This window comes from Swaminathania salitolerans (genome assembly GCF_007988945.1).
Lineage (GTDB): Bacteria > Pseudomonadota > Alphaproteobacteria > Acetobacterales > Acetobacteraceae > Swaminathania > Swaminathania salitolerans.
Window position 1 is genome coordinate 390,596 of sequence record NZ_BJVC01000001.1, and the last position, 25,550, is coordinate 416,145.

The 25,550-nt window shown below is 63.7% G+C and carries 16 protein-coding genes; 11 read left to right on the forward strand and 5 right to left on the reverse strand.

The window, feature by feature from the left end:
• Positions 1 to 56 precede the first annotated feature (56 nt).
• Positions 57 to 1,283 (forward strand): 5-aminolevulinate synthase, encoded by a 1,227-nt coding sequence (hemA, locus tag SSA02_RS01575; protein ID WP_281287511.1) that lies wholly within the window; start codon positions 57 to 59, stop codon positions 1,281 to 1,283.
• 145 nt (positions 1,284 to 1,428) lie between these two features.
• Positions 1,429 to 3,918 (forward strand): mechanosensitive ion channel family protein, encoded by a 2,490-nt coding sequence (locus tag SSA02_RS01580; protein WP_147092168.1) that lies wholly within the window; start codon positions 1,429 to 1,431, stop codon positions 3,916 to 3,918.
• Between the two features lie 56 nt (positions 3,919 to 3,974).
• On the opposite strand, the gene SSA02_RS01585 is transcribed toward SSA02_RS01580, so the two are convergent.
• Together SSA02_RS01585 and SSA02_RS01590 are read right to left on the reverse strand one after the other, a co-directional pair.
• On the reverse strand, positions 3,975 to 7,595 hold the full coding sequence (locus SSA02_RS01585; RefSeq protein WP_147092169.1) for a PAS domain-containing protein: 3,621 nt from the start codon (positions 7,593 to 7,595) through the stop codon (positions 3,975 to 3,977).
• Positions 7,596 to 7,717: 122 nt separating this feature from the next.
• Positions 7,718 to 8,485 (reverse strand): SDR family NAD(P)-dependent oxidoreductase, encoded by a 768-nt coding sequence (locus SSA02_RS01590; protein ID WP_147092170.1) that lies wholly within the window; start codon positions 8,483 to 8,485, stop codon positions 7,718 to 7,720.
• Positions 8,486 to 8,740: 255 nt separating this feature from the next.
• Between SSA02_RS01590 and cysG the strand changes: the two genes are divergently transcribed.
• From cysG to cysC, 4 genes are all read left to right on the forward strand, one after another.
• Entirely contained in the window at positions 8,741 to 10,141 is a 1,401-nt protein-coding gene (gene cysG / locus SSA02_RS01595; protein WP_147092171.1) for a siroheme synthase CysG, read from the forward strand.
• Between the two features lie 94 nt (positions 10,142 to 10,235).
• A complete protein-coding gene (locus SSA02_RS01600) occupies positions 10,236 to 10,919 on the forward strand; it encodes a phosphoadenylyl-sulfate reductase (protein WP_147092172.1) in 684 nt (227 codons plus the stop codon).
• Between the two features lie 50 nt (positions 10,920 to 10,969).
• The gene (gene cysD / locus SSA02_RS01605; RefSeq protein ID WP_147092629.1) at positions 10,970 to 11,764 is read left to right on the forward strand and encodes a sulfate adenylyltransferase subunit CysD; all 795 of its coding nucleotides are present in this window, start codon (positions 10,970 to 10,972) and stop codon (positions 11,762 to 11,764) included.
• Positions 11,765 to 11,767: 3 nt separating this feature from the next.
• Complete coding sequence (gene cysC / locus SSA02_RS01610; protein WP_371859158.1) at positions 11,768 to 13,645, forward strand: adenylyl-sulfate kinase; 1,878 nt, start codon at positions 11,768 to 11,770, stop codon at positions 13,643 to 13,645.
• A 215-nt stretch (positions 13,646 to 13,860) separates the two neighbouring features.
• On the opposite strand, the gene SSA02_RS01615 is transcribed toward cysC, so the two are convergent.
• Positions 13,861 to 14,703, reverse strand: coding sequence for an acid phosphatase (locus tag SSA02_RS01615; protein WP_147092174.1), 843 nt, complete (start codon positions 14,701 to 14,703; stop codon positions 13,861 to 13,863).
• A gap of 595 nt (positions 14,704 to 15,298) precedes the next feature.
• Here SSA02_RS01615 and SSA02_RS01620 point away from each other — a divergent pair.
• Complete coding sequence (locus SSA02_RS01620) at positions 15,299 to 17,968, forward strand: Hint domain-containing protein (RefSeq protein WP_147092175.1); 2,670 nt, start codon at positions 15,299 to 15,301, stop codon at positions 17,966 to 17,968.
• A 289-nt stretch (positions 17,969 to 18,257) separates the two neighbouring features.
• A complete protein-coding gene (locus SSA02_RS01625) occupies positions 18,258 to 20,666 on the forward strand; it encodes a Hint domain-containing protein (protein WP_147092176.1) in 2,409 nt (802 codons plus the stop codon).
• A 150-nt stretch (positions 20,667 to 20,816) separates the two neighbouring features.
• Here the strand turns inward: SSA02_RS01625 and SSA02_RS01630 are convergent, their stop codons facing one another.
• Together SSA02_RS01630 and SSA02_RS01635 are read right to left on the reverse strand one after the other, a co-directional pair.
• On the reverse strand, positions 20,817 to 21,188 hold the full coding sequence (locus tag SSA02_RS01630) for an ArsR/SmtB family transcription factor (protein ID WP_147092177.1): 372 nt from the start codon (positions 21,186 to 21,188) through the stop codon (positions 20,817 to 20,819).
• Positions 21,185 to 21,877 (reverse strand): peroxiredoxin, encoded by a 693-nt coding sequence (locus tag SSA02_RS01635; protein WP_147092178.1) that lies wholly within the window; start codon positions 21,875 to 21,877, stop codon positions 21,185 to 21,187. Before SSA02_RS01635 ends, SSA02_RS01630 begins: the two co-directional genes overlap by 4 nt.
• Before the next feature lie 168 nt (positions 21,878 to 22,045).
• On the opposite strand from SSA02_RS01635, the gene SSA02_RS01640 reads away from it, so the two are divergent.
• The 3 genes from SSA02_RS01640 (at position 22,046) to SSA02_RS01650 (ending at position 25,541) form a co-directional block, all read left to right on the forward strand.
• Entirely contained in the window at positions 22,046 to 22,972 is a 927-nt protein-coding gene (locus tag SSA02_RS01640) for an MBL fold metallo-hydrolase (RefSeq protein ID WP_147092179.1), read from the forward strand.
• A gap of 171 nt (positions 22,973 to 23,143) precedes the next feature.
• On the forward strand, positions 23,144 to 24,745 hold the full coding sequence (locus SSA02_RS01645; RefSeq protein ID WP_147092180.1) for a bifunctional protein tyrosine phosphatase family protein/NAD(P)/FAD-dependent oxidoreductase: 1,602 nt from the start codon (positions 23,144 to 23,146) through the stop codon (positions 24,743 to 24,745).
• A 10-nt stretch (positions 24,746 to 24,755) separates the two neighbouring features.
• Positions 24,756 to 25,541 (forward strand): sulfite exporter TauE/SafE family protein, encoded by a 786-nt coding sequence (locus tag SSA02_RS01650; RefSeq protein ID WP_147092181.1) that lies wholly within the window; start codon positions 24,756 to 24,758, stop codon positions 25,539 to 25,541.
• Positions 25,542 to 25,550: the final 9 nt, after the last annotated feature.

A 25,550-nucleotide genomic window follows, 5' to 3' on the forward strand; every position in this document is an offset into this window, starting at 1 on the left:
AACTTGCTCTGGAACGTCCGGTGCTGTTCTGCGCTATGGGACCGAAGGAAAGGATCATGTCGATGGCGAACGCCGAAGCGGTCTATGACCGGTTTTTCCAGACAGCGCTGGACGGTCTGAAAGCGGATGGGAGTTACAGGCATTTTGCCGAGCTCGAGCGGCATGCGGGCCAGTTCCCGCACGCCTATCACCATGGTCTTGGCCGGGACATCACGGTCTGGTGCTCGAACGACTATCTCGGCATGGGGCAGAATGCGGCCGTGCTCGAAGCGATGCATCAGAGCCTCGACCGCAGCGGCGCCGGCGCCGGAGGAACGCGCAACATCTCGGGGACGAATCACGAGCATGTCGCGCTTGAGCGGGAACTGGCGGCGCTTCACGGCAAGGAAGCGGCATTGCTCTTCAACTCCGGCTATCTGTCGAACTGGGCGACTCTGGGCACGATCGCGGCACGCATGAAGGGATGCGTCGTCCTCTCGGACGCAGCCAATCATGCCTCGATGATCGAGGGGATCCGTCATTCCCGCGCCGAGAAGATGATATTCCGTCACAACGACGTGGCCGATCTCGAGGAGAAACTGAAGGCGCTTCCGATCGATGCTCCCAAGATCATCGCCTTCGAATCGGTCTACTCGATGGATGGGGATATCGCGCCGATCGAGGAGATCTGCGATCTGGCCGATCGCTACAACGCGCTGACCTATCTCGATGAGGTGCATGCGGTGGGGCTCTATGGCCATCAGGGCGGCGGTGTTGCCGAGGAGCGCGGCATCGCCCATCGCCTGTCGGTCATCGAAGGGACGCTCGGCAAGGGCTTCGGCGTCGTGGGCGGCTATATCACGGGCAGCGCGGCCTTGTGCGACTTCGTCCGCTCCTTCGCATCCGGCTTCATCTTCTCCACCGCCCTGCCGCCCATGATCGCCGCGGGCGCGCTTGCGAGCATTCGTCATCTTCGCCAGAGCCAGAGCGAGCGGGCTGCGCATCGTCAGGCCGTTTCCTGGCTTCGGGAAAGCCTGGATCGGGCCGGAATCCCGCATCTCGCCAACCCGTCTCATATCGTGCCGGTCATGGTTGGCGATGCAGCGCAATGCCGGGCGCTGTCCGACGCCCTCCTCCGGCGCTTCGGCCATTACATCCAGCCGATCAATTACCCGACCGTGCCCCGTGGTACCGAGCGCCTGCGCATCACGCCCGGGCCGATGCACAAACGCGAGGATATCGCCTCGCTCGTGGATGCGCTCGCCGTGCTCTGGCGTGAGCACCGGCTGGCCGAAGCTGCCTGAGAGCCGAGGTCGCCCGAAAGCCGAAGCCGCCTGAGACAAGGCAGGCGCGACCGAGGGAAAACATGTCCTGCACATTGCCTCGGAGGAGAGGTTCGTTATAGGCATTCGGGCATAGCCCTCCCCCTTCACAGCGAGGAAGTGCCTCATGACCCTCTGCCTCCAGGCGTTGTCACGGTGTTGCAGGATCGTTTTCCTGTCGCTGTTCGCGCTCGGTCTCTCCGTTTTCCTTCCGCCCGCAGCCCATGCGCAATCGGGCGATCCGGCATCGGCGCCGCATATTACGGCTGCCCAGGCGAAACAGCTCGCCTCGGTGCTGAATAACGAGGCGAAGCGACGCGAATTTCTCACGACACTGCAGAACCTCACCCAGGCGCAGCAGGGAGGCACGCCCCCTGCCGCAGAGGGCGGAGCAGGCCCCAAGCTGAAGCCCGACGGTCTCGGCGCCGAGCTGCTCGGCAGCGCCGCGGATTGGGGGCAGGCGGCGAGCAAGCAGGCCCATACCCTGCTGCGGACCGTCGTGGATGTCAGGGCGATCGGGCCCTGGTGGCGCCATATGAGAACCAATCCGGCAGACAGGGCGGAGTCGCTCAAGCTTCTGACGCGCGCCGTTCTGCTCGCTGTGATCGCCACGCTTCTCTTTCTGGGGCTACGTCTGGCCCTGCGCGCGCCGCGCCATCGCATCGAGGCGATGGCCAGGGTCAGCGGACGCACGGCATTCGTCGAGGGTGAGGAAGATCGCGAGGCGGCCAGGGAAGCCGCTGACGAGGCGCATGAGGAAGGGCCAGCCCCCACCGCGCAGGAGGAGGAGGCGCAGGAGAAACAGCGCCTGTCCCGTCTGCGTCATCAGGGTGCTCTGGCACGACTGATGCTCGTTCTGCGCAGGCTGCCTTACGCGGCGCTGTGCTTCCTGCTCGATTGCCTGCCGATCCTCGCCGTCCCTTTCGTTGCGTTCGTCATGGTGCTGCTCGACCCCGACGGAGATGCGTTCACCACAGCGCTTCTGCGGGCGCTCAGCCTCACCGCGCTGATCGGCGGAGGGCTCATCATCGTCACGCGCGCCGTGCTCGCGCCCCGTCGTCCGTGGCTGCGTCTTGCGCTGCTGTCGGATTCTGCCGCGCTGTTTCTCTATGACTGGCTGAAGCTTCTGGTCATGACGACCTGTATCTCGGCTGCCGTACTCGAGACTCTCGACGATTGCGGTCTGCCCGGACGGGTGATCGAGGCCCTTCTCAAGATCCTGACGCTCGTCCTGCATCTGATGGTCGCGGTGATGATCGTACGCAGCCGTCCCCGGGTCATGCGTTTCTGCCACAGGGGCGACCGCAAGGGCTTCGGTGCCACCCTGCTGCATCTCTTCGGACGCGTCTGGTGGATCGTGGCCCTGTTCTTCGACATGGGATTGTGGCTGGTCTGGGCGGCGGAAATCCATCACGGCTATGCGGCCATCTGGACGCTTTTCCTGCGGAGTGCCGCAGCGCTCATCATCATGCGCCTCGTCAGTATCGTCCTGTACGGGCTGCTCGAGCGTCTTTTCAGAACCGCCCCGGACTGGGTGGCCCTGAGCGACGAGGCCCAGAAGCGTTTCACGCGCTATTACGGTCCGGCACAGCGTGTCACGGCGGTGGTCGTGACCGTTCTGACCCTGTTCGCTCTGGCGAGCGCCTGGGGAGCTCCGATCCGGGATCTGTTCGGTGCCGGCGGTGTCGGGTACAGGCTCGTTTCCTCGTCGATGACGGTTCTGGTGGCCTGTTTCCTGGGCGTTCTGGTCTGGGAAGCGACCAATATCATGGTCGAGCGCTATGCCCGGAAGGTCGCCGCCCTCGACGATGGCGAGACACGGGTGGCGCGGGTGCGCACCTTGCAGCCGATGATCCGCATCGTGCTCATGGTGGTGCTGGTGGCCGTGATCGGTCTGACCATTCTGAGCGAGATCGGTGTGAATGTGGCCCCGCTCCTTGCAGGCGCCTCCATTTTCGGCGTGGCGCTCGGATTCGGTTCCCAGAAACTCGTTCAGGACTTCATCAACGGCATTTTCCTGCTGATGGAAAATGCCCTGACCGTCGGCGATGCCGTGACGCTCAACGGAACATACGGTGTCGTCGAGCATCTCTCCCTGCGCACGGTTCACGTGCGCGGGACGGACGGATCGATGAATATCTTCCCGTTCAGCGCGTTGGGCCAGATCATCAATTACAATCGTGATTTCGCACGCGCCATGATCGTGACCGAGACAGGATACGAGACGGATACGGACGATGTCGTGAAGGCCATCAACGATATCACGGCCGAGCTGCGCGCCGACGAGACGTTCGGCAAGCTCATCATCGACGACTTCCAGCTCTGGGGCGTCGACTCGCTCAACCAGACCTCGGTTACCATCCGTGGCACCATTCCGACCATCACCTCCGGGCGTTGGCCGGTGCAGCGCGAATTCTATCGTCGTCTCAAGAAGACACTCGAGGCGAGAGGGATGCAGCTGCCTTATCCGACCCGTTATGTCGAACTCACGGGACTATCCGGTGCGATGCCCGGGAGCGGCGCAAGACAGAGTGCCGGTACGCGGTCGGAACCAGGGGAGGGCGCCCGTGCCGTCTCTCCGCCCGGCGGCAAGGAAACCGGCGATCCGGAGGGATGACCCCCGGCCCGCGGGCATGAGGCAGGGCGCCCGTCGCGCGGGCAATGTCTCCTGCGTCAGCCGCCTGCGCGCAGGGCGCCGCGCAGCTTTTCATCGAGCATTTGCGGCGTGAAGGGTTTCGGCAGGATATGGATCTTCTCCGGGATACCCTCCCGGTCGAAGATCGCCTGTTCGGCATATCCGGTGATGAACAGCACGGCCAGACCGGGCCGGAGGCTGCGGGCCGCATCGGCGAGCTGCCGTCCGTTGAGCCCTCCCGGAAGGCCGACATCGGTAATCAGAAGGTCAAACAGGCGTTCCCGGTCGTTGAGCATGGCGAGCGCCGTCGCGCCGTCGGCCGCGTCCTGAACCACAGCCCCCCAGTCCTGCAACGTTTCCCGCACGGTAAATCGCAGGGTTTCCTCGTCATCCACCAGAAGAATCTGCAGCCTGTTCAGGTTCTCGTCGTTGCACGGGCGACGCGCCATGTCCTGTGGCGGTGCGATCGCGGCTTCATGACCGGGAAGCCATATCTGCACGGTCGTGCCCTCGCCGGGAGTTGAGGCGATACCGACGCGGCCGCCGGATTGCTGGGCAAAACCGTAGATCATGCTCAGGCCGAGGCCCGTTCCCTTGCCGATGGGCTTGGTCGTGAAAAACGGATCGAACGCCCGGTCCATGATGTCGCTGCTCATCCCGACCCCCGTATCGGTTACGGTCAGAACGAGATAGCGGCCCGCACGGAGCCCCCATTCCCGTGCCTGTCTCGCGCCGAGCAGGACCGCTGAGGTCGCGATCTGGAGATGCCCCCCATCGGGCATGGCATCCCGCGCATTGATCGAGAGATTCAGCAAGGCATTTTCGAGCTGGTTCGTATCGACGAGTGTGAGGCCGATTTCCGGGGCGAGTGCCAGCTCCAGAACGATGGCCGGTCCGACCGTGCCCTCGATCAGATCCTCCATTCCGACGATCAGCGTATTGATATCGGCAGGCTGGGGATCCAGCGTCTGTCGTCGGGAAAAGGCGAGAAGGCGGTGGGTGAGGGCCGCCGCCCGGTCCGTCGCAGCCTGTGCGGCCGAGATGTAGCGATCGAGACCGGAGAGGCGCCCCTGCTCGATCCTGCGCGACAGGAGGCCGAGTGCGCCGCCGATCCCGGCGAGGATATTGTTGAAATCATGGGCGAGCCCGCCCGTCAGCTGGCCGACCGCCTCCATTTTCTGCGACTGGCGGAGCTGCTCCTCGAGCGCGATACGGTCTGTGATATCCCGACCGATCAGATAGATATCGTCCCCCTCGCGCGATCCCGACCAGTTGAAAATGTGCCAGGTTCCGTTCTGGTGAAGGAACCGCAGATCGACGCCCTGATCGAGGCGGTTCTCCCGCAGGAGACGCAGCGCCTCGGCCGCGCGGGGGCGATCCGCGGGATGAACGAAAAGCTCGAACTTGCTTCCGCTCCACTCCTGGACCTTGCGGCCGAAGCTTCTCTCCCAGCTCGGGTTGAGATAGCGCAGTCGGCCGTCCTGATCCGTCAGGGCGAGCAGATCGGCGCTGATGGCCCAGAGGCGATCGCGTTCGCGCGTGCGCCGTATGGCAAGCTCCTCGAGCGTCTCGTTCATGAGACGCAATGCTTCCTGCGCCCGCACCTGCCGTATGGCGGCCCAGCTCCGGTCGGCGACGGTCCGGACGAAGGCGAGCGTGATCTCGTCCCAGCGATGGCGATGGTCGAAATGGACGATCGCCACGGCCTGGAGTGCGCCGTTTTCCATGAGCGGCAGGTTCAGGAGTGCGGCGATGCCGAGTTTCGCGAAGGACTCCGCCTGTCGCGACGTCAGGGGATGGGTGGCGACATCCGCGATCGCGACGATTTCGCCCCGTTTGAGAGTGTCGATATAATCGCCGAAGGCGCGGAAGGCGTAGAGCCCCGAGATATCCGCCATCGAAGCGTCGCGTCTCCAGGCGTCGACCACATGGGCGAGTTCGCGGCCGCAATCCACATCGGCAAACCCCGCGCGGTCGGCTTCGATCGTTTCGCCCAGGATCTTCGCACAGAGGGAGAGGATCTCGGACTCGCTGTCGAGCGCACGCAGTCCCTCGCCGAGCTGGACGAGCGCTTCGCGCTTCAAAGTCTGGCGTTTATGCGCGTCGATATCGAGCAGAATGCCTGGAAAATGGCTGATATGTCCGCTTTTGTCGTAGGTACAGGCTCCGTTCGCCTCGACCCAGTGGCTGGCGCGCGCATCGTCGTCGAGAAGCCGGAACTCGCAGTGAAAACGGGTTCGATCCCTGAGGGCGCGGGAGAGTGCGGAGCGGACCCTGTTTCTGTCTTCCGGATCGATCCGACGCAACAGCGCCGTGAGGTCGATGCCATTGTTCAGACCGGCTGGAGAAATACCGAGTGTCAATGCCATGCGCGCATCGCCGGTGATCCGCCGGATCCGCGGATCCCAGAGCCACATGCCGACGATCGTCCCGGCCTGGAGCGCGAGTTCGAGGCGTTCGTGTTCCTGATTGGCGATCGTCATGTCGCGCGATACGCCGAGTATGCGCTCCGGTCTGCCATCGGCACCGAAAATCGGAGTGACGATCACGTCCCACAGGCGCATCCGCCCGTCCCGCGTTTCCAGATAGCTCTGGAAATGACTCGTCTCGCCGTTCCGGGCGGCGGCGATCGCATCCAGGCTCAGGGCGCGTCCACGTTCCTGCCAGACATCGGGCCAGAAAATGCCGACCATCTCCGCTGTCGAGCAGAGATCGAGCACGAGAAGAGCTCCCTGATTGACAAAGGTTATGATCCCTTCGAGATCGAGAATCTTGACGCAGTCATTCGCGCTGACGAGCATCGAGTTGAGAAAGGCCTGGCTCGTCCGCAGGGCGAGACGGTCCTCATGCCCGAGATCGACCAGATTGCCCGTGCAGTTCTCGCCATGAGGCTGAACGCGCATGTTCACATGGACGATGCGGCCATCGGCGTGAACGAGACGCAGGCCCGAGGGGCCGATTCCGGTCATCCAGCCGACGGCCGAAACATCCGGCCCGGGTCTTTCGTCCCTGTGGATCAGCTGGCGGAAATCACTCCAGGAAATCCCCTCGCGCAGGGCCGCGCGGTCGAGACCGCAAAGCGTCGCCATATGCGGGTCCCCCGTCATCCGGCCGCGCCGCTGATCCCAGAGAAAGAAACCCAGATTGGCGCGCTCGGGATCGAGAGGGGGGGCGTATTTGGGATAGGTAACGCTCAGACTGTCCCGGGCCACACCGCCTTGTGCCAGAGTGCCAGGCGCCAAAGTGCCGAGCGCCAGAGTGCCCTGGGCGCGAAGGATCCTGCATTGTCGAAGCGAGAGCGTGTCCGGCGGAGTGTCGATCGCGATCGCTCCCGCGATCTGGCCTGCGCTGCGGTCTTTCGCCTCTTCGTGGCACGGGAGGAGCGACCACCCCGCGCAGGGTTCGATCGCACAGGGTTCGATCGGGCAGGGTTCGATCGGCACATGCGACGCCGTTATATCGGCATTCAGCCGGGTCAGTGCGGCGGGAATAGGCTGGCCGGCAGATACGGGGACGGGAACCAGAGCGCTTCCTTCCGTCACGAACACGCAGAAGGTTCGCCCCGGAAAACAGCATTCGAGCGTGTCGCGGATCGCAGCAGGAAACGGATTATCCGTCACCTCCTCGATCGTTCGGGCAGAGTCCCTGAGCGTCACCACGATTGCCACCCGTCGTTATGAGCCGGATCCTCGCTCTCGAAACAGGATGCCGGGAGAGCGGCCGATCAGAAGCTGTCATAACGTCCCGGCGGCGAGACGGTAAACAGGGAATTTACTTTGTCTTAAACCGATGCCGTCAATCCGCCATCGACCGTCAGGATATGGCCGTTGACGAAGCTCGAGGCATCGGAAGCGAGAAAGAGCGCCGCGCCGATGAGTTCCTCGCTCCTGCCCCAGCGTGCGGCAGGGGTGCGCTTGCACAGCCATTCCGTGAATGCCGGATCGGCGACGAGGGCCGCATTCATCTCCGTCTCGAAATATCCCGGAGCGAGGCCGTTGATCTGCAACCCGTGTCGCGCCCAGTCGGTCGCCATTCCCTTCGTCAGCATTTTGACCGCGCCCTTCGTGGCGGTATAGGGCGCGATATTCGGTCGGGCGAGTTCGCTCTGGACCGAACAGATATTGATGATCTTGCCGCTCCCCCGGGAGATCATGCCTTTCGCGACCGCCTGGGCCACGAAGAACACGGCGTCGAGATTGGTGCGGATGAGCCTGTCCCATTCGGCGCGCGGAAAGCTTTCCAGCGGCGCTCGATGCTGTATCCCCGCATTGTTGATGAGGATATCGATCGGCCCCTCCTGCGTCAGCCTGTCGATGCCGCTTCGTACGGCGTCCTGATCGGTGACGTCGAACGCGCAAGTCGAGGCTGCGATGCCCGACCCGCGCAATCCGGAACAGGCCTTCTCGAGTGCGTCCGGCGTCCTGCCATTGAGGATCACATGCGCCCCCGCTTCTCCCAGCCCCCGGGCGAGGGTCAGACCGAGCCCGCGTGAGGCGCCGGTGATCAGGGCGCGTCGCCCAGCGAGGGAAAACAGGGCCGGGTTGGACATCGTGATGTTCCATCGTCTCGTTGCGGGAGGGCACGACCCTAACAGGGTGCATCGTTATGGCCATCCGACGTTTTCGTGTGAACTCTTGCAACGCCTCCCGACGCGACCCGACTGCCCCGGGGGAGTCGGGTCGCGTCGGGCGTGGCCCCCGGGGAGAAAGTCACCCGGGAAGAAAGTCGCCGGGGGAGAAAGTCACCGGGAGGAGGGACGTCGTCCGGACTTGGCGCGCGCGAAACGGCGCGTCATACAGACTCCATGAAGAGCGAAGCGACCTATCTCCCCATCTCCCTGCGTCTCGACGACGCCCGCGCCCTCGTGGTGGGGGGCGGGCAGGTCGCCTCGAACAAGCTCCGCCTCCTTCTCGGTCGCTGTCCCGACATTGCCGTGCTCGGCCCGGTTCACGACCCGGAGATCGTCTCTGCTATCGAGGCAGGACAGGTCACCCATCTGGGCGATGCGATCGTGCCCGATGCGCTTGCCCCCCTGCTGGAAAAGATGCGCATCGTCTTCGCTGCGACCGATGACGCCGCGCTCAACCGGGAGATCGCGGCACTCGGGCGGAAGATGCGCGTCAATCTCTGCGTCGTCGACGATCCGGCGCCCTCGACCTTCATCACCCCGGCGATCATAGACCGGACCCCGGTGCAGATCGCCATTTCGACTGACGGCGCCGCGCCCGTTCTCGCCCGGCGTCTGCGGACCCGGATCGAGGCCCTGCTTCCCGACGGGATATCGCGACTGGCCCGCTTCATGCGGGCACAACGGGAATGGATCCGGGAGGTCCAGCCGGATACGACCGCAAGACGCCGGGCCTGGGAGGCCTTCGTCGATGGCGCCGGTGCAGAGCAGGCGCTGCGGGGAGACGAACCGGCAGCCCGCGCCAGCCTCGAAAAGGCGCTCGCAGGCGTTCCGGTCTCAGGTGAGGTCTGGCTCGTCGGGGCGGGGCCGGGCGATCCGGATCTGCTGACTCTCGCTGCGTTGCGCCTCATGCAGAATGCCGATTCCGTTCTTTACGATCAGCTTATCCCGCCCGCTATCATGGATCGGGTGCGACGCGATGCCGAGCGGGTCTTCGTCGGTAAGAGGAAGAACCACCATACCCTGCCCCAGGACCGGATCAACGAGGAGCTGGTCCGGCGCGCCAGACAGGGCGAACGTGTCCTGCGTCTGAAAGGGGGCGATCCGTTCATCTTCGGTCGCGGGGGAGAAGAGATGGAGGCGCTGGTCGAGGCAGGCGTCACGGTGCGCGTCATCCCGGGGATTACCGCAGCGAGCGGCTGCGGTGCGGCGGCCGGTATCCCGCTGACCCATCGCGATTGCGCCCAGACCTGTGTCTTCGTCACCGGCCATGCGCGTGCCGACGGCACACTCGCGCTCGACTGGCCCAGTCTTGCGCGCAAGGGGCAGACGCTCGCCATCTATATGGGACTCGCCCCTCTGGCGGATCTCTGCGCCCAGCTTCAGGCGCATGGCCTGCCCGGCAACTGGCCTGCAGCGATCGTCGAGCATGGAACCCGACACGATCAGCGGGTGCATGTCGCAACGCTCGCAACGCTTCCCGCGTTGGTGAAGGAACGCCGCGTGGTCAGCCCGGCCCTGACGCTCGTGGGAGAGGTCGTGGAACATAGACGCGAGATCCACAGGGATAACTTGTAAAGATCGTGCATTCCCCATTGCACGTTCGTGTTTGAGGCATTATGTCGAGACTGGTTCTTCAAACAGCGATCTTGAATAGTGGATTGGTTCGGTCATGGCCCTGACAGAGACAGAACGGCAGATCCTCACGCCGCTCCCCGAAGAGGAAATCCTCCCTCGCGCCGTCTCCCTTCTCAGGGGGCGTATTGCGCTGGTCTCGTCTTTCGGTGCGGAATCGGCCTTGCTTCTTGCCATGCTGGCCGATCTCGATCCCGCCTTTCCGGTCCTTTTTCTCGACACGCGGCGTCATTTTCCGGAAACCCTGACCTATCGCGACGATCTGGTGGCTTCGCTCGGGCTGACGAATGTCCGTTCGATCGCCCCGGCCGATGCTGCCCTGCGGGATCGCGATCCACAGGATCAGCTCGCGGATTTCGATCCGGATGCCTGTTGCGCCCTGCGCAAGGTCGAGCCGATGGATGCCGCGCTGGCGGGGTACGATGCCTGGATAACGGGACGCAAGCGCGGTCAGGCCGCCACGCGCGCCGCCATGCCTGTTTTCGAGCCGCTCGGGGACGGGCGCGCCAAGATCAACCCGCTCGCATCCTGGACCCCGGCGCAGATCGAGGCTGAAATGATCCGCAGGGCTCTGCCGCGTCACCCCCTGACTGCCCTCGGATTCCGGTCGATCGGCTGCGCTCCGTGCACCCGGGCGGTCGGGGAAGGCGAAGACCCCCGTGCCGGACGTTGGGCCGGACACAACAAAACCGAATGCGGCATTCATGTGCCGGCGCGATAATGGAGCATAACATGAGTTTGGCGACCCCCGGCGTGGTAAGCCCGCGTGCCATGGACGATCTCGACCAGCTCGAGGCCCAGAGCATCTTCGTCCTGCGCGAAGCCTATCGCAAGCTGCGCCCGCTCTCTCTGCTGTGGTCGCTCGGCAAGGACAGCAATGTCATGGTCTGGCTGGCCCGCAAGGCATTCATGGGCCGAGTGCCGTTTCCGGTCATGCATGTGGATACGGGCAAGAAATTTCCGGAAATGTATGCCTTTCGCGAGGAATACACCAGGAAGTGGAACCTCGATCTCATGCTCGGCGATTGTCCGCCGGTCGAGGAGATCGATCCCTCCCTCCCGCCCGCTGCCCGTTCCGCGGCCCGCAAGACTGCCGGTCTCGCCAGCCTGATCGAGAAGCACAAGCTCCGTGGCGTGATTGCCGGTATCCGGCGCGACGAGCAGGCGACGCGTGCCAAGGAGCGCGTGTTCAGCCCGCGCGGCGCCGGGCATCGCTGGGATGTGCGCAACCAGCCTCCGGAATTCTGGGATCAGTACGCCACCCCCTATGAAGACGGGATGCATATCCGTGTGCATCCGCTGCTGTCATGGCGCGAGATCGATATCTGGCGCTATATCGAGCGCGAGAACATTCCTCTGGTCGATCTGTATTTCGCGAAGAACGGCAAGCGTTACCGGTCTCTGGGCGATCAGGACATCACGAGCCCGATCGACAGCGATGCCTCCACCCTGGCCGAGGTGATCGCCGAGCTGGAGGCGAGCAAGACCTCCGAGCGCGCCGGTCGCGCCATGGATCACGAATCCGAAGATGCTTTCGAGCGTCTGCGCGTTGCGGGTTATCTCTGAGTTATGGGCGACAACATGACAACCAACGACCTTCCCCCCTCGCTGCGCGCGGCTGCCACCCCCATCGTCATCGTCGGCCATGTCGACCATGGCAAGTCGACCCTGATCGGACGCCTGCTCTATGACACGGACAGCCTTCAGGACGGCAAGCTGGCCCAGATCGTCGAAAGCAGCCGCAAACGCGGTCTGACCGTCGAATGGAGCTTCCTGCTCGACTCCCTCCAGATCGAACGCGATCAGGGTGTCACGGTCGATTCCACCCGCATTCCCTTCCATCTCGGCGGGCGTGAGTTCGTCATCGTCGATGCGCCGGGCCACCGGCAGTTCCTGCGGAACATGATCACGGGGGCGGCCGATGCCGAGGCCGCCGTGCTGGTCGTCGATGCGCTCGAAGGAGCGCAGGAACAGACGCGACGCCATGCCATGCTGCTGCGTCTGATCGGCATCCGTCATGTGATCGTTCTGCTGAACAAATCCGACCTGCTCGACTTCGATCAGGAAAGAATAGCCCAGGCCGAAACCGATGTGCGCGCCCTTCTGGGCCGTCTCGAGATCACGGTCGAGGCATTCGTTCCGGCTTCTGCCCGTGACGGAGACAATATCGCGAGCCGTTCGGAGCGCGCCCCCTGGTACACGGGCCCGACCCTGGTCGAGGCCCTGGCCGCCGTGCCTGCGCCGGCCTCGCGTCTCGCGCTCGATTTCCGCATGCCGGTGCAGGATGTGTATCGCTTCGATGACGTGCGCTATGTCGCCGGGCGTATCGATCGCGGGGTGATCCGCGCGGGCGACCGGATCATGATCGGCGTTCAGGGGCAACAGGCGACGGTTGCCGAGATCTGCCGGTGGCATGCCCCCGAAACGCCGGTGGCCGGGGCGGGCGAGTCGATCGCCCTGCGTCTCGAGCCCGATCTCGTTCCGGATCGGGGCGATCTTCTCTTCCCGGTTTCGGGTGCGGGCGAGCCCCCCCTGAAAACGGCGCGGATCCGCACCCGGCTCTTCTGGCTGCGGAGCGAGCCGCTCCGGGTGGGGGAAAGCTTCACGCTGCGCCTCTCCACCGCAGAACACGACGTGACCGTGGCGTCCATCGATGCGGTCGTCGATCTCGACGATCTGACCCTCGCCCCGGGCGAGGAGGTGCCGCCGGACGGATTTGCCGAAGTCACGCTGGTAGCGGCCCATGCGATCCTGTTCGATCCGTTCGCTCCCGGCTATAGCGACGGGCGCGGCGTTCTGGTCGACCGTTTCCAGCGCATCGTCGGAGGCGCGCCGCTTCTCGGCGAGGCGGAGCTTCCGGAAGGCACGCATGCCATCCATCCCACGGCGAGCCGTGTGACCGCGCTCCAGAGGCGCGCCCTGCAGGGCCATGAGGGCGCCGTGTTCTGGCTGACGGGGCTTCCCGGATCGGGCAAGAGCACCATTGCCCGTCTGGTCGAGAAGGATCTGGTGGCTTCGGGCGTCAGGGCATCCGTTCTCGATGGCGATACGCTGCGTGCCGGTCTGTGCGCGGATCTCGGGTTCTCTCCCGAAGATCGCAGGGAGAATATCCGTCGTGCCGCGCATGTCGCGCGTATCCTGGCCGAAAGCGGTCAGGTGGTGATCGTGGCGCTGGTCTCGCCTCTGGCCGAAGATCGCGCTCTGGCCAGCCAGATCGTGGGAGAGGGATTCCACGAGATTCATGTGGATGCCTCGCTCGCATTATGCGAGACGCGCGACCCCAAGGGATTGTACGCCGCGGCGCGTGCGGGCCGTATCCCCGATTTCACGGGGGTGAGCGCACCCTATGACGCGCCTGCCGCGCCCCGGCTCAGGATCGACGCAACCGGATCGCCCGAGAGCGCGGCCGAGGCGCTCGGCTCCTTCATCACGACCCGGATCGCCTGAGCCGGACCGCACGCAATGGCTTCCTGTGCCTGCCGGAACCCTCGATGTTCCGGCAGGCATTTTTTTTGGGAGGAATGCGTCGTGGCAGTCCGTGAAAACCGGGCGGGTCCGGTTGCCCGGACCTCTCGCCTCGCACGGGGCGTGTCCCGGATCCGAACCCGGGAAAGAACCGACCGCGATATCCCGGCTACAAGATCGGGCGCGGCGGGATCGGGTCAATGCTCCGGGGAAACCGGGGCGGTGAACGGCGAATGCGCTGCGGCATCGGCTTCTGCGGCACAACGCGCGGCGTCCGGCTTGTCTCCCTTCTTCTGCATCGCCAGCAGCTCGGCGCGTGCCGCAGGCATGAGCGCACGAATGGCCGGATTCTGCAGCGTGGCGACGGCAAAGGCGCCGGCAGCCTGATATCCGGCAGCGACATCCGACGCCCAGTGGACCCCGCAAACGATCCGGCTCTCACCGATGACGCGGCCGCGCTGCAGAAGCTCGGCCTTGCGTTCGGGCAGCAGCGCGGAAAGGACGAGCGCGGTCGAGTAACCGGCGATCGTGTGGCCGGAGGGATAAGCAGGGCTCTGCGCCAGATGCGCGTCCCTGGGGACGCAGATCGGCGATTCGTTTCCTATGAACGGACGCGGCCGAGACCAGAAATGCTTCTCTTCGGAGGTACGCACCGACTCGGCTTTTCCCATCAGGGTGAGAAGCTGCACCAGATGGGGCGCTTCGGAAGCGTCAATCCGGAATCCCGAAGCGCAGGAAAAACCCCGGAGGAACGGACCGGGTCTCAGATCGGCATCCAGCGTTGCCAGGGTCCAGCGTGGGCTTCCCTCGAGCGCGCGCGTCTGCCGGAAGATCCGGTCGTCTGCCTCCTGCATGGCGCTCTTCCTCTGCGGCGGCGTGGCGAGGGAGAGGCGTTCATCCGGCAGATCCCGGGCGGTCAGGTCGGGGGTCGTCTTGTCGGGGGCAGCCAGATCCCGGGAGGCCGGATGACTGCACGCTGCGAGCAGGGCAGGAACTGCAAGAAGAACGTGTCTCAGGCGCAGGAGAGGCGGGGATCGCATCGACATATGTCCTTTCGGTCGGCGCCTGGAGCTGGCGCAGTTCTGGGGCTGCGCCAGTCTAGGCGCGCGCGCGCGTTTTGACAGCCTCGCATCGAAAGGACGTGTGTCGGGCGGAAGGTGCTGGATGAAGCAGGAAGCAGACCGGGGTCTTTCCGGATTCAGGGTGGCCGGAGCCGGAACAGCATCGAAACGATCGGGCGCAGTATTACCCGATGCGTGATCCTGTTCGTCTCTTCGGACAAAAATTAACGAACGATGATACTTGGTATTTCGCAAACACGTTGTTCGACTTGCTAACAAAAAGTTAAAGCCAAGTACTCATAAAGAAAATCCAAAGTGGACCTGTAGGGTATTCATATAGAGTTCGTTTGTATCGCAATGTGTTCAGGGAGGATAATGTGTCATATGATGATAAATAACGTTTTTCAATTGCCTGCCTCCGGGTGGAGGCGTAGGGAGTTTCCGATGGTTACTTCGTCCGTCAGGTTTTTCCCGACGGACAGGCAATATTCAAAATATGTCTGAATCGCAGGTGATCCGCTCGCGGCGGTAGTGCCTGCCCGGGGCCTTAGGGCGTCATGGGGGAATAGTCGGAATGGCGACGACACTTAACGGAACCTGGTCTGCCGTGAATGTCAGCGGAACCACGCTGTTTCAAAGCGGTAGCGTGTTTGCTGAGCAGCCGGTCACCTTCGCGAATAACGCAAGCCTTGTGGTCACGAGCGGAGCGCTTGTTTCCGGTATCACGGGATCCGGCCTGAATATCACGATAAGCGCGGGTGGAGACCTGACGGATGCCGCCCTGACAGGCGGGCGCGTCAATGTGCTCTCCGGCGGAATGACCACGGGCAACAGCTTTAACGGCGTGACGACCACGCTCAATGGCGGGGCGAGCTCGCTGAACGATACCTGGCTGACGAGCGGGACCGGGGGAACCTGGAGTTATGCCTATTCCGGCGCGACCGTGACAGGGGCGACAGTCGGAACGAGCGGTTTTCTGCAGATCCAGACCGGTGCCACCGCGACCGATCTCACCGCGACCAGCGGCGGTTCGGCTGTAATAGCCGCGGGAACGACATCGGGCATCCATGCGACGGATGGCGGTTACGTTCAGTCCGGCGCTCTGGTGTTCTCGGGATATGCGGGCAATGGCGAGGTCGTCGATACCGGCGCGATCCTCACGGGAACCTGGTCCGCCAAGAACGAGAACGGGCAAACCGTTTACACGAACGGCTCCGTCACCGTGCACGATCCGGTCATTCTCAACGGTGCGACCCTCGTCGTCATGAGCGGTGCGGTCGTCTCGGGGCTTACCTGCTTCAAGGACTCGATTCCGACCATCAGCGTCCTGAACGGTGCCACGCTGACCGATTCGCACGTCACGCGTACCTATGTGCGCGTCGATGGCGGCGGCCTGCTGAGCAACAACCAGTTTCTCGGATGCGACACGACGCTCAATACGGGTGCGGCCTCGATCGGCGACAGCTTCGGCTGGTATGGCTATGCGGTCCAGTCCGTCAAGGTCGCCAGCGGGGCCACGGTCAGCGATGTCACCGTGCTGTCCAGCACGACGATCTCGGCTGCGACCGGTGCCGTGGTCGATGGGGCCAATGTGGCATCCGGCGGTTCGGCGATCATCGCAAAGGACGTCGATCTCAACGGATTGAACGTCTCTGCGGGCGGCTATCTTGCAACCTACACCTCGATCGGCGGGACCATCACGATCCCGACCACCCCCGGAACCCCGGAAGGAACCGTGCTGAACGGCACCTGGAGTGCTGTGCTGTCGAACGGTGCAACCATCTACACCAACGGCGTCAGCTCCTATGCCGAGCCGGTCACGCTCGGCAACGGCGCGGCGCTCTATGTGCAGAACGGTGCGGTCGCTTCCGGTCTTTCCGGGTACGGCGTCACGATTTATGTGCAGGCCGGGGGCACTCTTGCCGATTCCTATATCGCGCAGGGCAATGTGACGGTCAGTGCAGGCGGTGTGACGAGCGGAAACAAGTTCAACTCGGACCCGGTCAATCTGCTGTCCGGAGCGAGCTCGATCAACGATCTGTGGTACAATAGCGGGTACGACATCAACTGGAGCACCGTCAACAGCGGCGCATCGGTCACGAACCCGCAATTCGGATCGGGCGCCTATGTCTCGGCTTTTCCGGGCTCGGTCGTCGAGGGGCCGTCCGTTTCGGACGGGGCTTATCTCGTGGTGGACAAGGCAGCGACCGATACCTGCTTCCTGGCAGGGACGATGATCCTCACCGATCGGGGGGAGATTGCCGTCGAAACCCTGCGCGTGGGCGATCAGGTGGTCTGCCATGTCGATGGCCAGGATCGTCTCCGGGCCGTGATCTGGGTCGGTCAGAGGCAGAACCGTTTCGAGCCGTGGCAACCCGAGGACATGGCGGGTTATCCCGTGCGTATCCGCGCAGGGGCGTTCGGCGAAGGGCAGCCTCACAGCGACCTTCTCGTTACCGCAGAGCATTGCTTCCTGTTCGACGGGCGCTTCGTGCCGGTGCGGATGCTCGTGAACGGCGAGAGCATCGCCTATGATCGCTCGATGCCGATCTACGATTACTATCATGTCGAGCTTTCGCAGCATTCGATCATCTATGCCAATGGCGTGAAGACCGAGAGCTATCTGGATAGCGGCAATCGTCAGGGCTTCCGGACGCGGGAAGGGGTTGCCACTCTCATGCCCGTTCCCGGGGCGGCCAGCTGGGAAAAGGATGCGGCTGCGCCGCTTTGTGTCGAGCGCGGGTTTGTCGAGGGGCTCTACAGGCGCTTCGCCGGCCAGTGTGCCGACAAGGGGTCCGATAATGTCGCTCTGACCGACGATCCGGCGCTCATGCTCGTCGATGACAGGGGAACGCGCTATCTGCCGGTCCGCAAGGGAGGGGACAGGGTGACCTTCCATGTCCCGCCGGGAATCTCGGCGCTGCGTCTGGTGTCGCGCACCATGCGGCCCTGTGACGTCATCGGCCCGTTCGTGGACGATCGTCGTCGTCTGGGTGTTCTGGTGGGCGAAGTCACGCAGTTCGGAGCGCATGGCGCACACGCCCTGCTGACCCATCTGACCGTTCCGGAGCTGGCGGGGTGGCATGACGGTTCGGGCGCTTGCCGCTGGACCGACGGCGCGGGGCTGCTGCTGCTCAACCGGGCGGCGACGGCATCGGAAAGCATGATCAGCGTCCAGATCGTTTCGGCCGGTCCTTACAGGATGGCGCTCGAGCCGGATCGGTCGCAGCCGGTCGCGGCCTGAGGGCACGATCTCCCTCTTCGCGGAACCTGCGATGTTCTCGCGAAGGACAGGGAACGCAAACCGGATGATATCCCGGAAAAGGCAGGCCTCGAGCCTGCCTTTTTGCGTTGCTGCGTTCGGTGCGAGTGGCCTCCATTCGTCAAATAGTCATTACAATATTGATGTTTCAAATTATCTTATCTATTCCGTATCGTTGATGTGTTCCTGTTCACAGACTACTATATCCATGTATTTGTTCAATAAAATAAATAAATGCATGGTTCCTGATCGTCATATCCTCGCAGAGTGAGTGGCGATCCGGTTCGATGTCCTGAACGGAAAGGGCAGAGCGATGGTCGGCACCGAGGGCGTGGCATTATCTTCGGGGGAGCGCGTGAGCGCCCCGGAAAACGTTTCTGGAAACGTTTCTGGAAGCGTTTCTGGAAGTGCCTCTGGAAGCGCCTCCGGGGGCGTTCCGGGGCGTGACACGGATGCCGATATCGATACGCGGGTAAGCGCCTATGCCGGTGCAGGTACGAGGCCGTATTCCGGTCCTGTCATTCTCACCGGCGATTGCTCTGCCGTGATGCGGGACGGGCAGCTCCGGTATCTTCAGGACGGACAGCTCTACGACCCTCCTGTCAGTTTCGGATCGGGGGCGTCCCTCCTCGTGACGAGCGGCGTCACGCTCTCCGCCATCGACGCATTGCCGGACTCGTATCTTCATGTCTCGATCGCCTCGGGCGGGAGGGTGAGCGGCGCTACCCTGGAAGAGACGGATATGCGCGTGAGCGTCCTGTCCGGAGGGGTGACCGAGGGAAACAGATTCACCGGGTCGGTCGATTTCGAGGAAGGCGCTGTTTCCCGCGACGACACGTTCATGCGGAGCGAAGGCGGATATGGCTATGCCTCGGTCATGAGCGGCGCGGTTGTCAGCAATCTCACGATGGAAGAGACGACCTCGCTTCATTGTGCGGGCGGCTCGGTCATCGACGGTCTGACCCTGTCCTCTGGTGCGGCAGGCTATATCGATCGCGGCGTTGCGCTCGATGCCGTCATGATCAGGGCAGGTGCAGACTTCACGACCCACTCCCCCCTCAACGAAGCGTTCGGGATTCCGGCCAGGCCTGCATCCGGCCCGAACATGGTTGCGGGGAATGTCTGGCGTGCGGAGCCGGGCCCCGACGGGAAGACGCGCTATGTTGCTGAGGACAGGGGAGAGGGCGAGGAAATATTTACGGGTGTGCCGGTTTTCCCGCCGGGCGGGTCCCTGCTCTACGTGACCAGCGGCGCCGTCGTTTCCGGACTGGTCGGTGACGATGTCTATATCCATGTTCAGGACGGAGGGATACTGACGGGCTGCTATATCGCTTCCGGCGGTCTGACCGTGCAGGACGGAGGAGTTTCGCGGGGCAATGTCTTGCGCGCCTGTCCGACCTTGATCGAGCCGGGGGGTGTTTCGGAAGACGATCTCTGGGAAGGGTCGGAGAGTCCCTTCATGGTCATGATCCAGAAAGGGGCGCGTGTCGATCGTCCCGGTTTCGGTAACTATGTCATGGTCGAAGCCTACAGGGGCTGCGCGATTACGGCGCCGCGCGTCGCCGAGGGCGGGTCACTCTATATCATGGGCGCTTCTACCGATGCGTGTTTCCTGCCGGGAACCCTTATCCGCTGCGAGATCGGAGATATGCCGGTCGAGAGAGTCGCGCGAGGAGACCGGGTCTGGTGTCTTGAAGGCGGTCGTGAGGTCCTGCGCCGGGTCACGCGCGTGGTGCAGCGCCCCAGAACGGTCGCGCCCACCCTTTCCGACGACTGCGCCGGTTACGCCGTGCGTATTCTCGCCGGGGCTTTCGGAGACAGCATTCCGCAAAGCGATCTCTGCGTGACCTCCGAGCATTGCTTCCTGTTCGAAGGCCGTTTCATACCCATACGGATGCTCGTCAATGGCAGGAGCATCGCTTACGACCGCGCCCGCGTTTCTTATGTCCATCATCATATCGAGCTCGAGCGACATGCGGTGATCTTTGCCAACGGCGCGCCCACGGAGAGCTATCTGGATACAGCCTCCCGGCGGCTTTTGCCCGGTGCCGGAAATGTCATCGCCCTCTCCCCCTGCGTGCCGCGTAGCTGGGAACGGGATTCGGCTGCGCCGCTTTGCGTCCTTCGCGACTTCGTTGAGCCGGTCTATCGGCGTCTTGCGGATATCGCCGACAGGATGGGCTTGCCGGTGGCGGAGGCGCTGCCCGAGTGCGATAGCGATCCGGCGCTTTCGCTGGTCGATGACAGGGGGCGTCAGCTTCCGGTGTTGCGCCGCTCGGGAGACAGGATCACGTTCTCGGTTCCGCGCAGGGCGCGTCATGTCCGGCTGCGATCGCGCACGTCGCGCCCGTTCGATACCATCGGTCCGTTTGTCGATGACAGGCGCGCGCTCGGGGTGCTTGTGGGGGAAATCAGACAATTCGGGAGCCGGCGCGATTATCTGCTGACAACGCATCTGACCGGCGAGGCGCTTGCCGGATGGCACGATCCCGAGCACGCCTCCTGCCGCTGGACGGCAGGAGATGCCCTCATCGTCCTGACGGATGACCCGCAGGAAATGGAGACGCTCCTGACGATCGAGATTCTCGCTGGCGGACCTTATGTCGTGGCGTCCCGGTCTGCCGCTCCTCTGGCGGTTCTTCCGGCCGCTCTTCGGGTGACATCAACCGCGGCAGCCTGAACACAGCCCTGCCTCCCCTATGCCCCGTCTTCACCGCATCCTGTCTTCACCGCGTCCTGTCCGGGTGGTCTCGCCCGTTCGGGGATGCGGCTTGCGGGTCTCGAGTGCTCCCCGGTATCGAGTGCTTGCGGGATGGAGGCGTCTCCGGCGCTATTCGGGGAGGATCGCGGCGAAATGGGCGCCCTGGCTCGGCGGGGCGGAAAGGCCGGGCACCGGGAGCGAAGGCGTGGAGGGCGGGTCGAGCAGGGAGAGCACGGCCATCGCCCGCGCGCGTTCCACCGGGTCTGCATAGGCGTAGAACACCTCTCTCGCTTCGCGTCTGGAGGCGATCAGCCCGGCGCGCCGCAGCTCGCCGAGCTGTTGGGAGAGTGCCGGCTGGCCGATCCCGGTCGTGGCCTCGAGATCCGAGACGCTTCTCTGACGGTCGATGAGCGCCGTCAGTATGGCCAGACGCTGGGGCTGACCGTAGAGGCGGAGCCGTTCGAGCAGGGGAGACTGGTTTCTGGCGACGGGCGATGTCATGCGGCATCGTCCGCCTGCAGGCGGTGATACCAGGGCTGGTCTTCCTGGCCTTCCGTATCGCCGGACGCGTGCAGCCTGCAGGTTTCCGTGGGCGGCGGCAGGAAGACGGGGTCGCCCGGATGCCAGTTTTCCGGCGTGAGCCGTGTCCCGTCTGCCGTATGTTGCAGTGCCCTCACCGTCCTTTCTATCTCGGCGACGCAGCGCCCGACCGAGAGGGGATAGGTCAGGATCGCCCGGATCGTGCCGTCCGGTGCGATGATGAAGGTAGAGCGGACCGTGCTGCTGTTCTGTGCCGTTTCGTCGAGCATCCCGTAAGCCCGGGCAATCGTCATCGAAGGGTCTTCTATGATCGGGAAGCGGATTTCGACCCCGAGATCCCGGTGGATCGCATCGACCCAGGCCAGATGGGCGGGAAGACTGTCCACCGAGAGGCCGAGCAGCGCGCACCCCAGGGCTTCGAAGCGCGGCTGCGCCTTGGCGAAGGCCAGGAATTCGCTCGTGCAGACGGGTGTGAAATCCGCCGGATGGGAAAAGAGAACGACCCAGCCGCCACGATAGTCGCTCAGGGTGACCGTCCCGCGTGTCGAACGTGCCCGGAAATTCGGAGCGGATCTTCCCAGAACAGGGGCACCGCCGGTCTGGTGTGCCTCGGTCTGGCGTGTTTCTCTTGTCTCGACCTTCAGATCCATGTCCTCAATCCTGAAACTGTCCTTGACGCTGTCGTTTATCATATTTACATAAACGACGAAACATCACATTCGCGAAATATGAAACCCGCGAAACGCGCATGAACCGCCAGCGAACCACCCACGAACCGCCATGGATCCCGCTCTTGCGGGAAAAGGGGAGTCACACCGATGGATGACGTCACGATCGAAAGAGCCGCCGCGCTCGTGAAGGCCACCTGCGCCGGGAAAGCGCGGCGCCCCGTCATTCGCAGTTTCTTCGACGAGCCGACTTTCACGGCCTCGCATGTCGTTTACGACCCGGAGACGCGCGAGGCAGCGATCATCGACAGCGTGCTCGATTACGATCCCGCCTCGGGTCGCACCTCCTCCGCCAGTGCGCAGGCGATCCTCGATTTCGTTAAATCCGAAAGTCTCGAAATCGTCTGGCAGCTCGAGACCCACGCGCATGCCGATCATCTCTCTGCCGCGCCCTGGCTGCAGGAGAAGCTCGGGGGCAAGCTTGCGATCGGCTCCGGGATTCTCGAGGTGCAGGATGTCTTCGGCAAGATCTTCAATGCGGGTACGCGTTTCGCGCGGGATGGATCGCAATTCGACAGGCTCTTCACCGATGGCGACAGTTTCCGTATCGGCGGGATAGACGCCATCGCCGTTCATGTGCCCGGTCATACTCCCGCCGACATGGCATTCGTCATCGGCGATGCCGCCTTTATCGGCGATACCCTGTTCATGCCCGATTTCGGTACGGCCCGGGCGGATTTCCCGGGCGGGGATGCGCATCGGCTCTATCGCTCGATCCGCAGGCTTCTCTCGCTGCCCGATGAGACGCGGCTTTTCCTCTGTCACGACTACAAGGCACCCGGACGGGATGTCTATGCCTGGGAGACGACCGTCGGTGCGCAGCGCGCCTCCAACATCCATGTGCATGACGGGGTGACGGAAGACGCCTTCGTCACCATGCGCACCCGTCGCGATGCGACCCTGACATTGCCGAACCTCATCATGCCTTCTGTCCAGATCAACATGCGCGGTGGAAAACTGCCGGAACCGGAAGAAAACGGAACGCGCTATATAAAGATACCGCTCGATACCCTGTGAGCTTCGGTGCGGCCGTCATCTGTGCGAGGCATGGCGTGCGAGGCATGGCCCCGCCCGGATGACGGAGTTTTTTTTCAGGCGGACGATCCGCCCGTTCATGATGCCCCTGCCGGATCGGAAGCGCTCTGCGTCCGGGCATCTCAGCCAGAGTGATCAGAGAAAGGCACGACAATGTCCCTTCGTTTCCTGACGGCCCATTACGCGATTTCCCCCCAGATCAAGGCAGAGGATATGCCGGGGCTCGCCGAGCAGGGCTTCACCGGCATCGTCTGCGTACGCCCCGACGGGGAGGAGAACGACCAGCCCGATGTTGCCACGCTCGGCGTGGCCGCCGAAAAATCGGGGCTGGCATTCGCCTATATTCCGGTCCGTTCCGGAACGACTCCGGATGCGCACAGCGTCTCGGTCATGCGCCGTACCCTTGCGGAGATGCTGGGGCCGGACCGGACCGGAAAAGTACTTGCCTATTGCCGTTCGGGGCGACGCGCTGCCGATCTGTTCGAGCTGGCCAATGCGCCGACGGAAGAGGCGCCCGCGTCGCCGCGTCGTTTCGACGTCGTCGTCGTCGGGGGCGGTGCGGGCGGTCTGGCTGCGGCGTCCAGCCTGTTGCGTCGTCGTCCCGATCTTCTGGTTGCGATCGTCGAACCCTCGACCGAGCATTACTACCAGCCCGGCTGGACGCTCGTCGGAGGGGGCGTGTTCGAGGCGCAGCAGACCAGACGCTCCGAAGTGGGCCTCATACCGCGCAATGCGAACTGGATCCGTCAGGCTGTCACGGCGTTTCATCCCGATCGGAACCGGGTCGAGCTGGGCGATGGCAGCATGATCGAATACAGCGCCCTCGTGGTCGCGACCGGGCTCAAGCTCGACTGGGCAGCCATCCCCGGACTGGTGGAGACGCTCGGCAAGAACGGCGTTACCTCCAATTACCGGTACGATCTCGCGCCTTATACCTGGGAGCTGGTGCAGCAATTGCGGGAGGGAACGGCCCTCTTCACCCAGCCGCCGATGCCGATCAAATGCGCCGGAGCGCCGCAAAAGGCGATGTATCTGGCCTGCGACGCCTGGCGCCGCGCGGATGTACTGGACCGGATCGAGGTGGAGTTCGATGCTGCCGCACCGGCCCTGTTCGGCGTCGCCGCCTTCGTGCCTGCGCTGATGGAGTATGTGCGGGGATACGGTATCGATCTCCAGCTCAAATCGCGTCTCGTCTCGGTGGATGGCGAGCGCAGGATCGCGACCTTCGAGCGGACCACCGAGGCCGGGGTCGAGACGGTCGAACGTGCCTTCGACATGCTTCACGTCGTGCCGCCCCAGACCGCGCCCGATGTCATCCGGAACAGCCCGCTTGCGGGGCAGAGCGGATTTGTGGACGTTCATCCGGACACCATGAAGCACACCGCCTTTGCCAATGTTTTCGCAATCGGCGACGTTGCAGGCACGAGCAACGCGAAGACGGCCGCCGCCGCGCGCAAGCAGGCCCCGGTCGTGGCGGAGAATATCCTGTCGCAGCTTTCCGGCCGGATGCCGGATGCGGCCTATGACGGTTATGGCGGATGTCCGCTGACCGTCGAGCGTGGCCGGATCGTTCTGGCCGAGTTCGGCTATGGGGGGAAATTGCTGCCGACCCTGCCGAAATGGCTGCTCGACGGCGAAAAGCCGAGCCGACTGGCCTGGTTCCTGAAAGAGAAGATCATGCCACGTCTGTACTGGGACTTCATGCTGCGCGGGCGCGAACTCATGGTGAAGCCGGACCGGAAGGGACAGGGCTGATCCAGCGGCCATGATATCGGGCTCACTCGCCTGGTCGAGCGTCCTGCCTGCCCTCGGATCGGGTGGGCTGGTCGGATTGACGCTCGGGCTGGTCGGTGGCGGCGGGTCCATACTCGCCGTCCCGCTTCTCGTTTATCTGGTCGGTGTGCGCAATCCGCATGTCGCGATCGGAACGAGCGCCTTCGCCGTCGCGATCAACGCTCTGGCCGGGCTCGTGAGCCATGCGCGCGAGCACACCGTCAAATGGCGCTGCGCGGGTTTCTTCGCGCCTGCCGGCATGATCGGCGCCGCGCTCGGCGCGCAGGTCGGAAAGGCGGTGGACGGACAGAAGCTCCTGCTGTTCTTCGCCCTGCTCATGATCCTGGTCGGTATCAACATGATCCGCGGGCGGCATGACGAGGGGATTGCAGGCGCCGCATGCAACCGGGACAATGTCTGGAAAGTCGGCCTTTTCGGTTTGTGCACCGGAGGGCTATCGGGATTTTTCGGGATCGGGGGCGGGTTTCTCATCGTTCCGGCCCTCATGGCCGCGACCCATATGCCGGTGCTGAACGCCGTGGGAACCTCGCTGGTCGCGGTCGCGGCATTCGGGGTCACGACCGCGATCAGCTATGCCGCTTCCGGCTTCGTGGACTGGTCCCTCGCCGGATGGTTCATCCTCGGGGGCGTGGCAGGCAGTCTTGCGGGCACGCGCCTGGCAGGCACGCTCTGCCGCGATTCCGGAGCCCGGCTCAAACTGATTTTCGCGGCTCTCATTTTCGTGGTTGCAGGCTATATCGTTTTCCGAAGCATCTGAAAGCGAGAT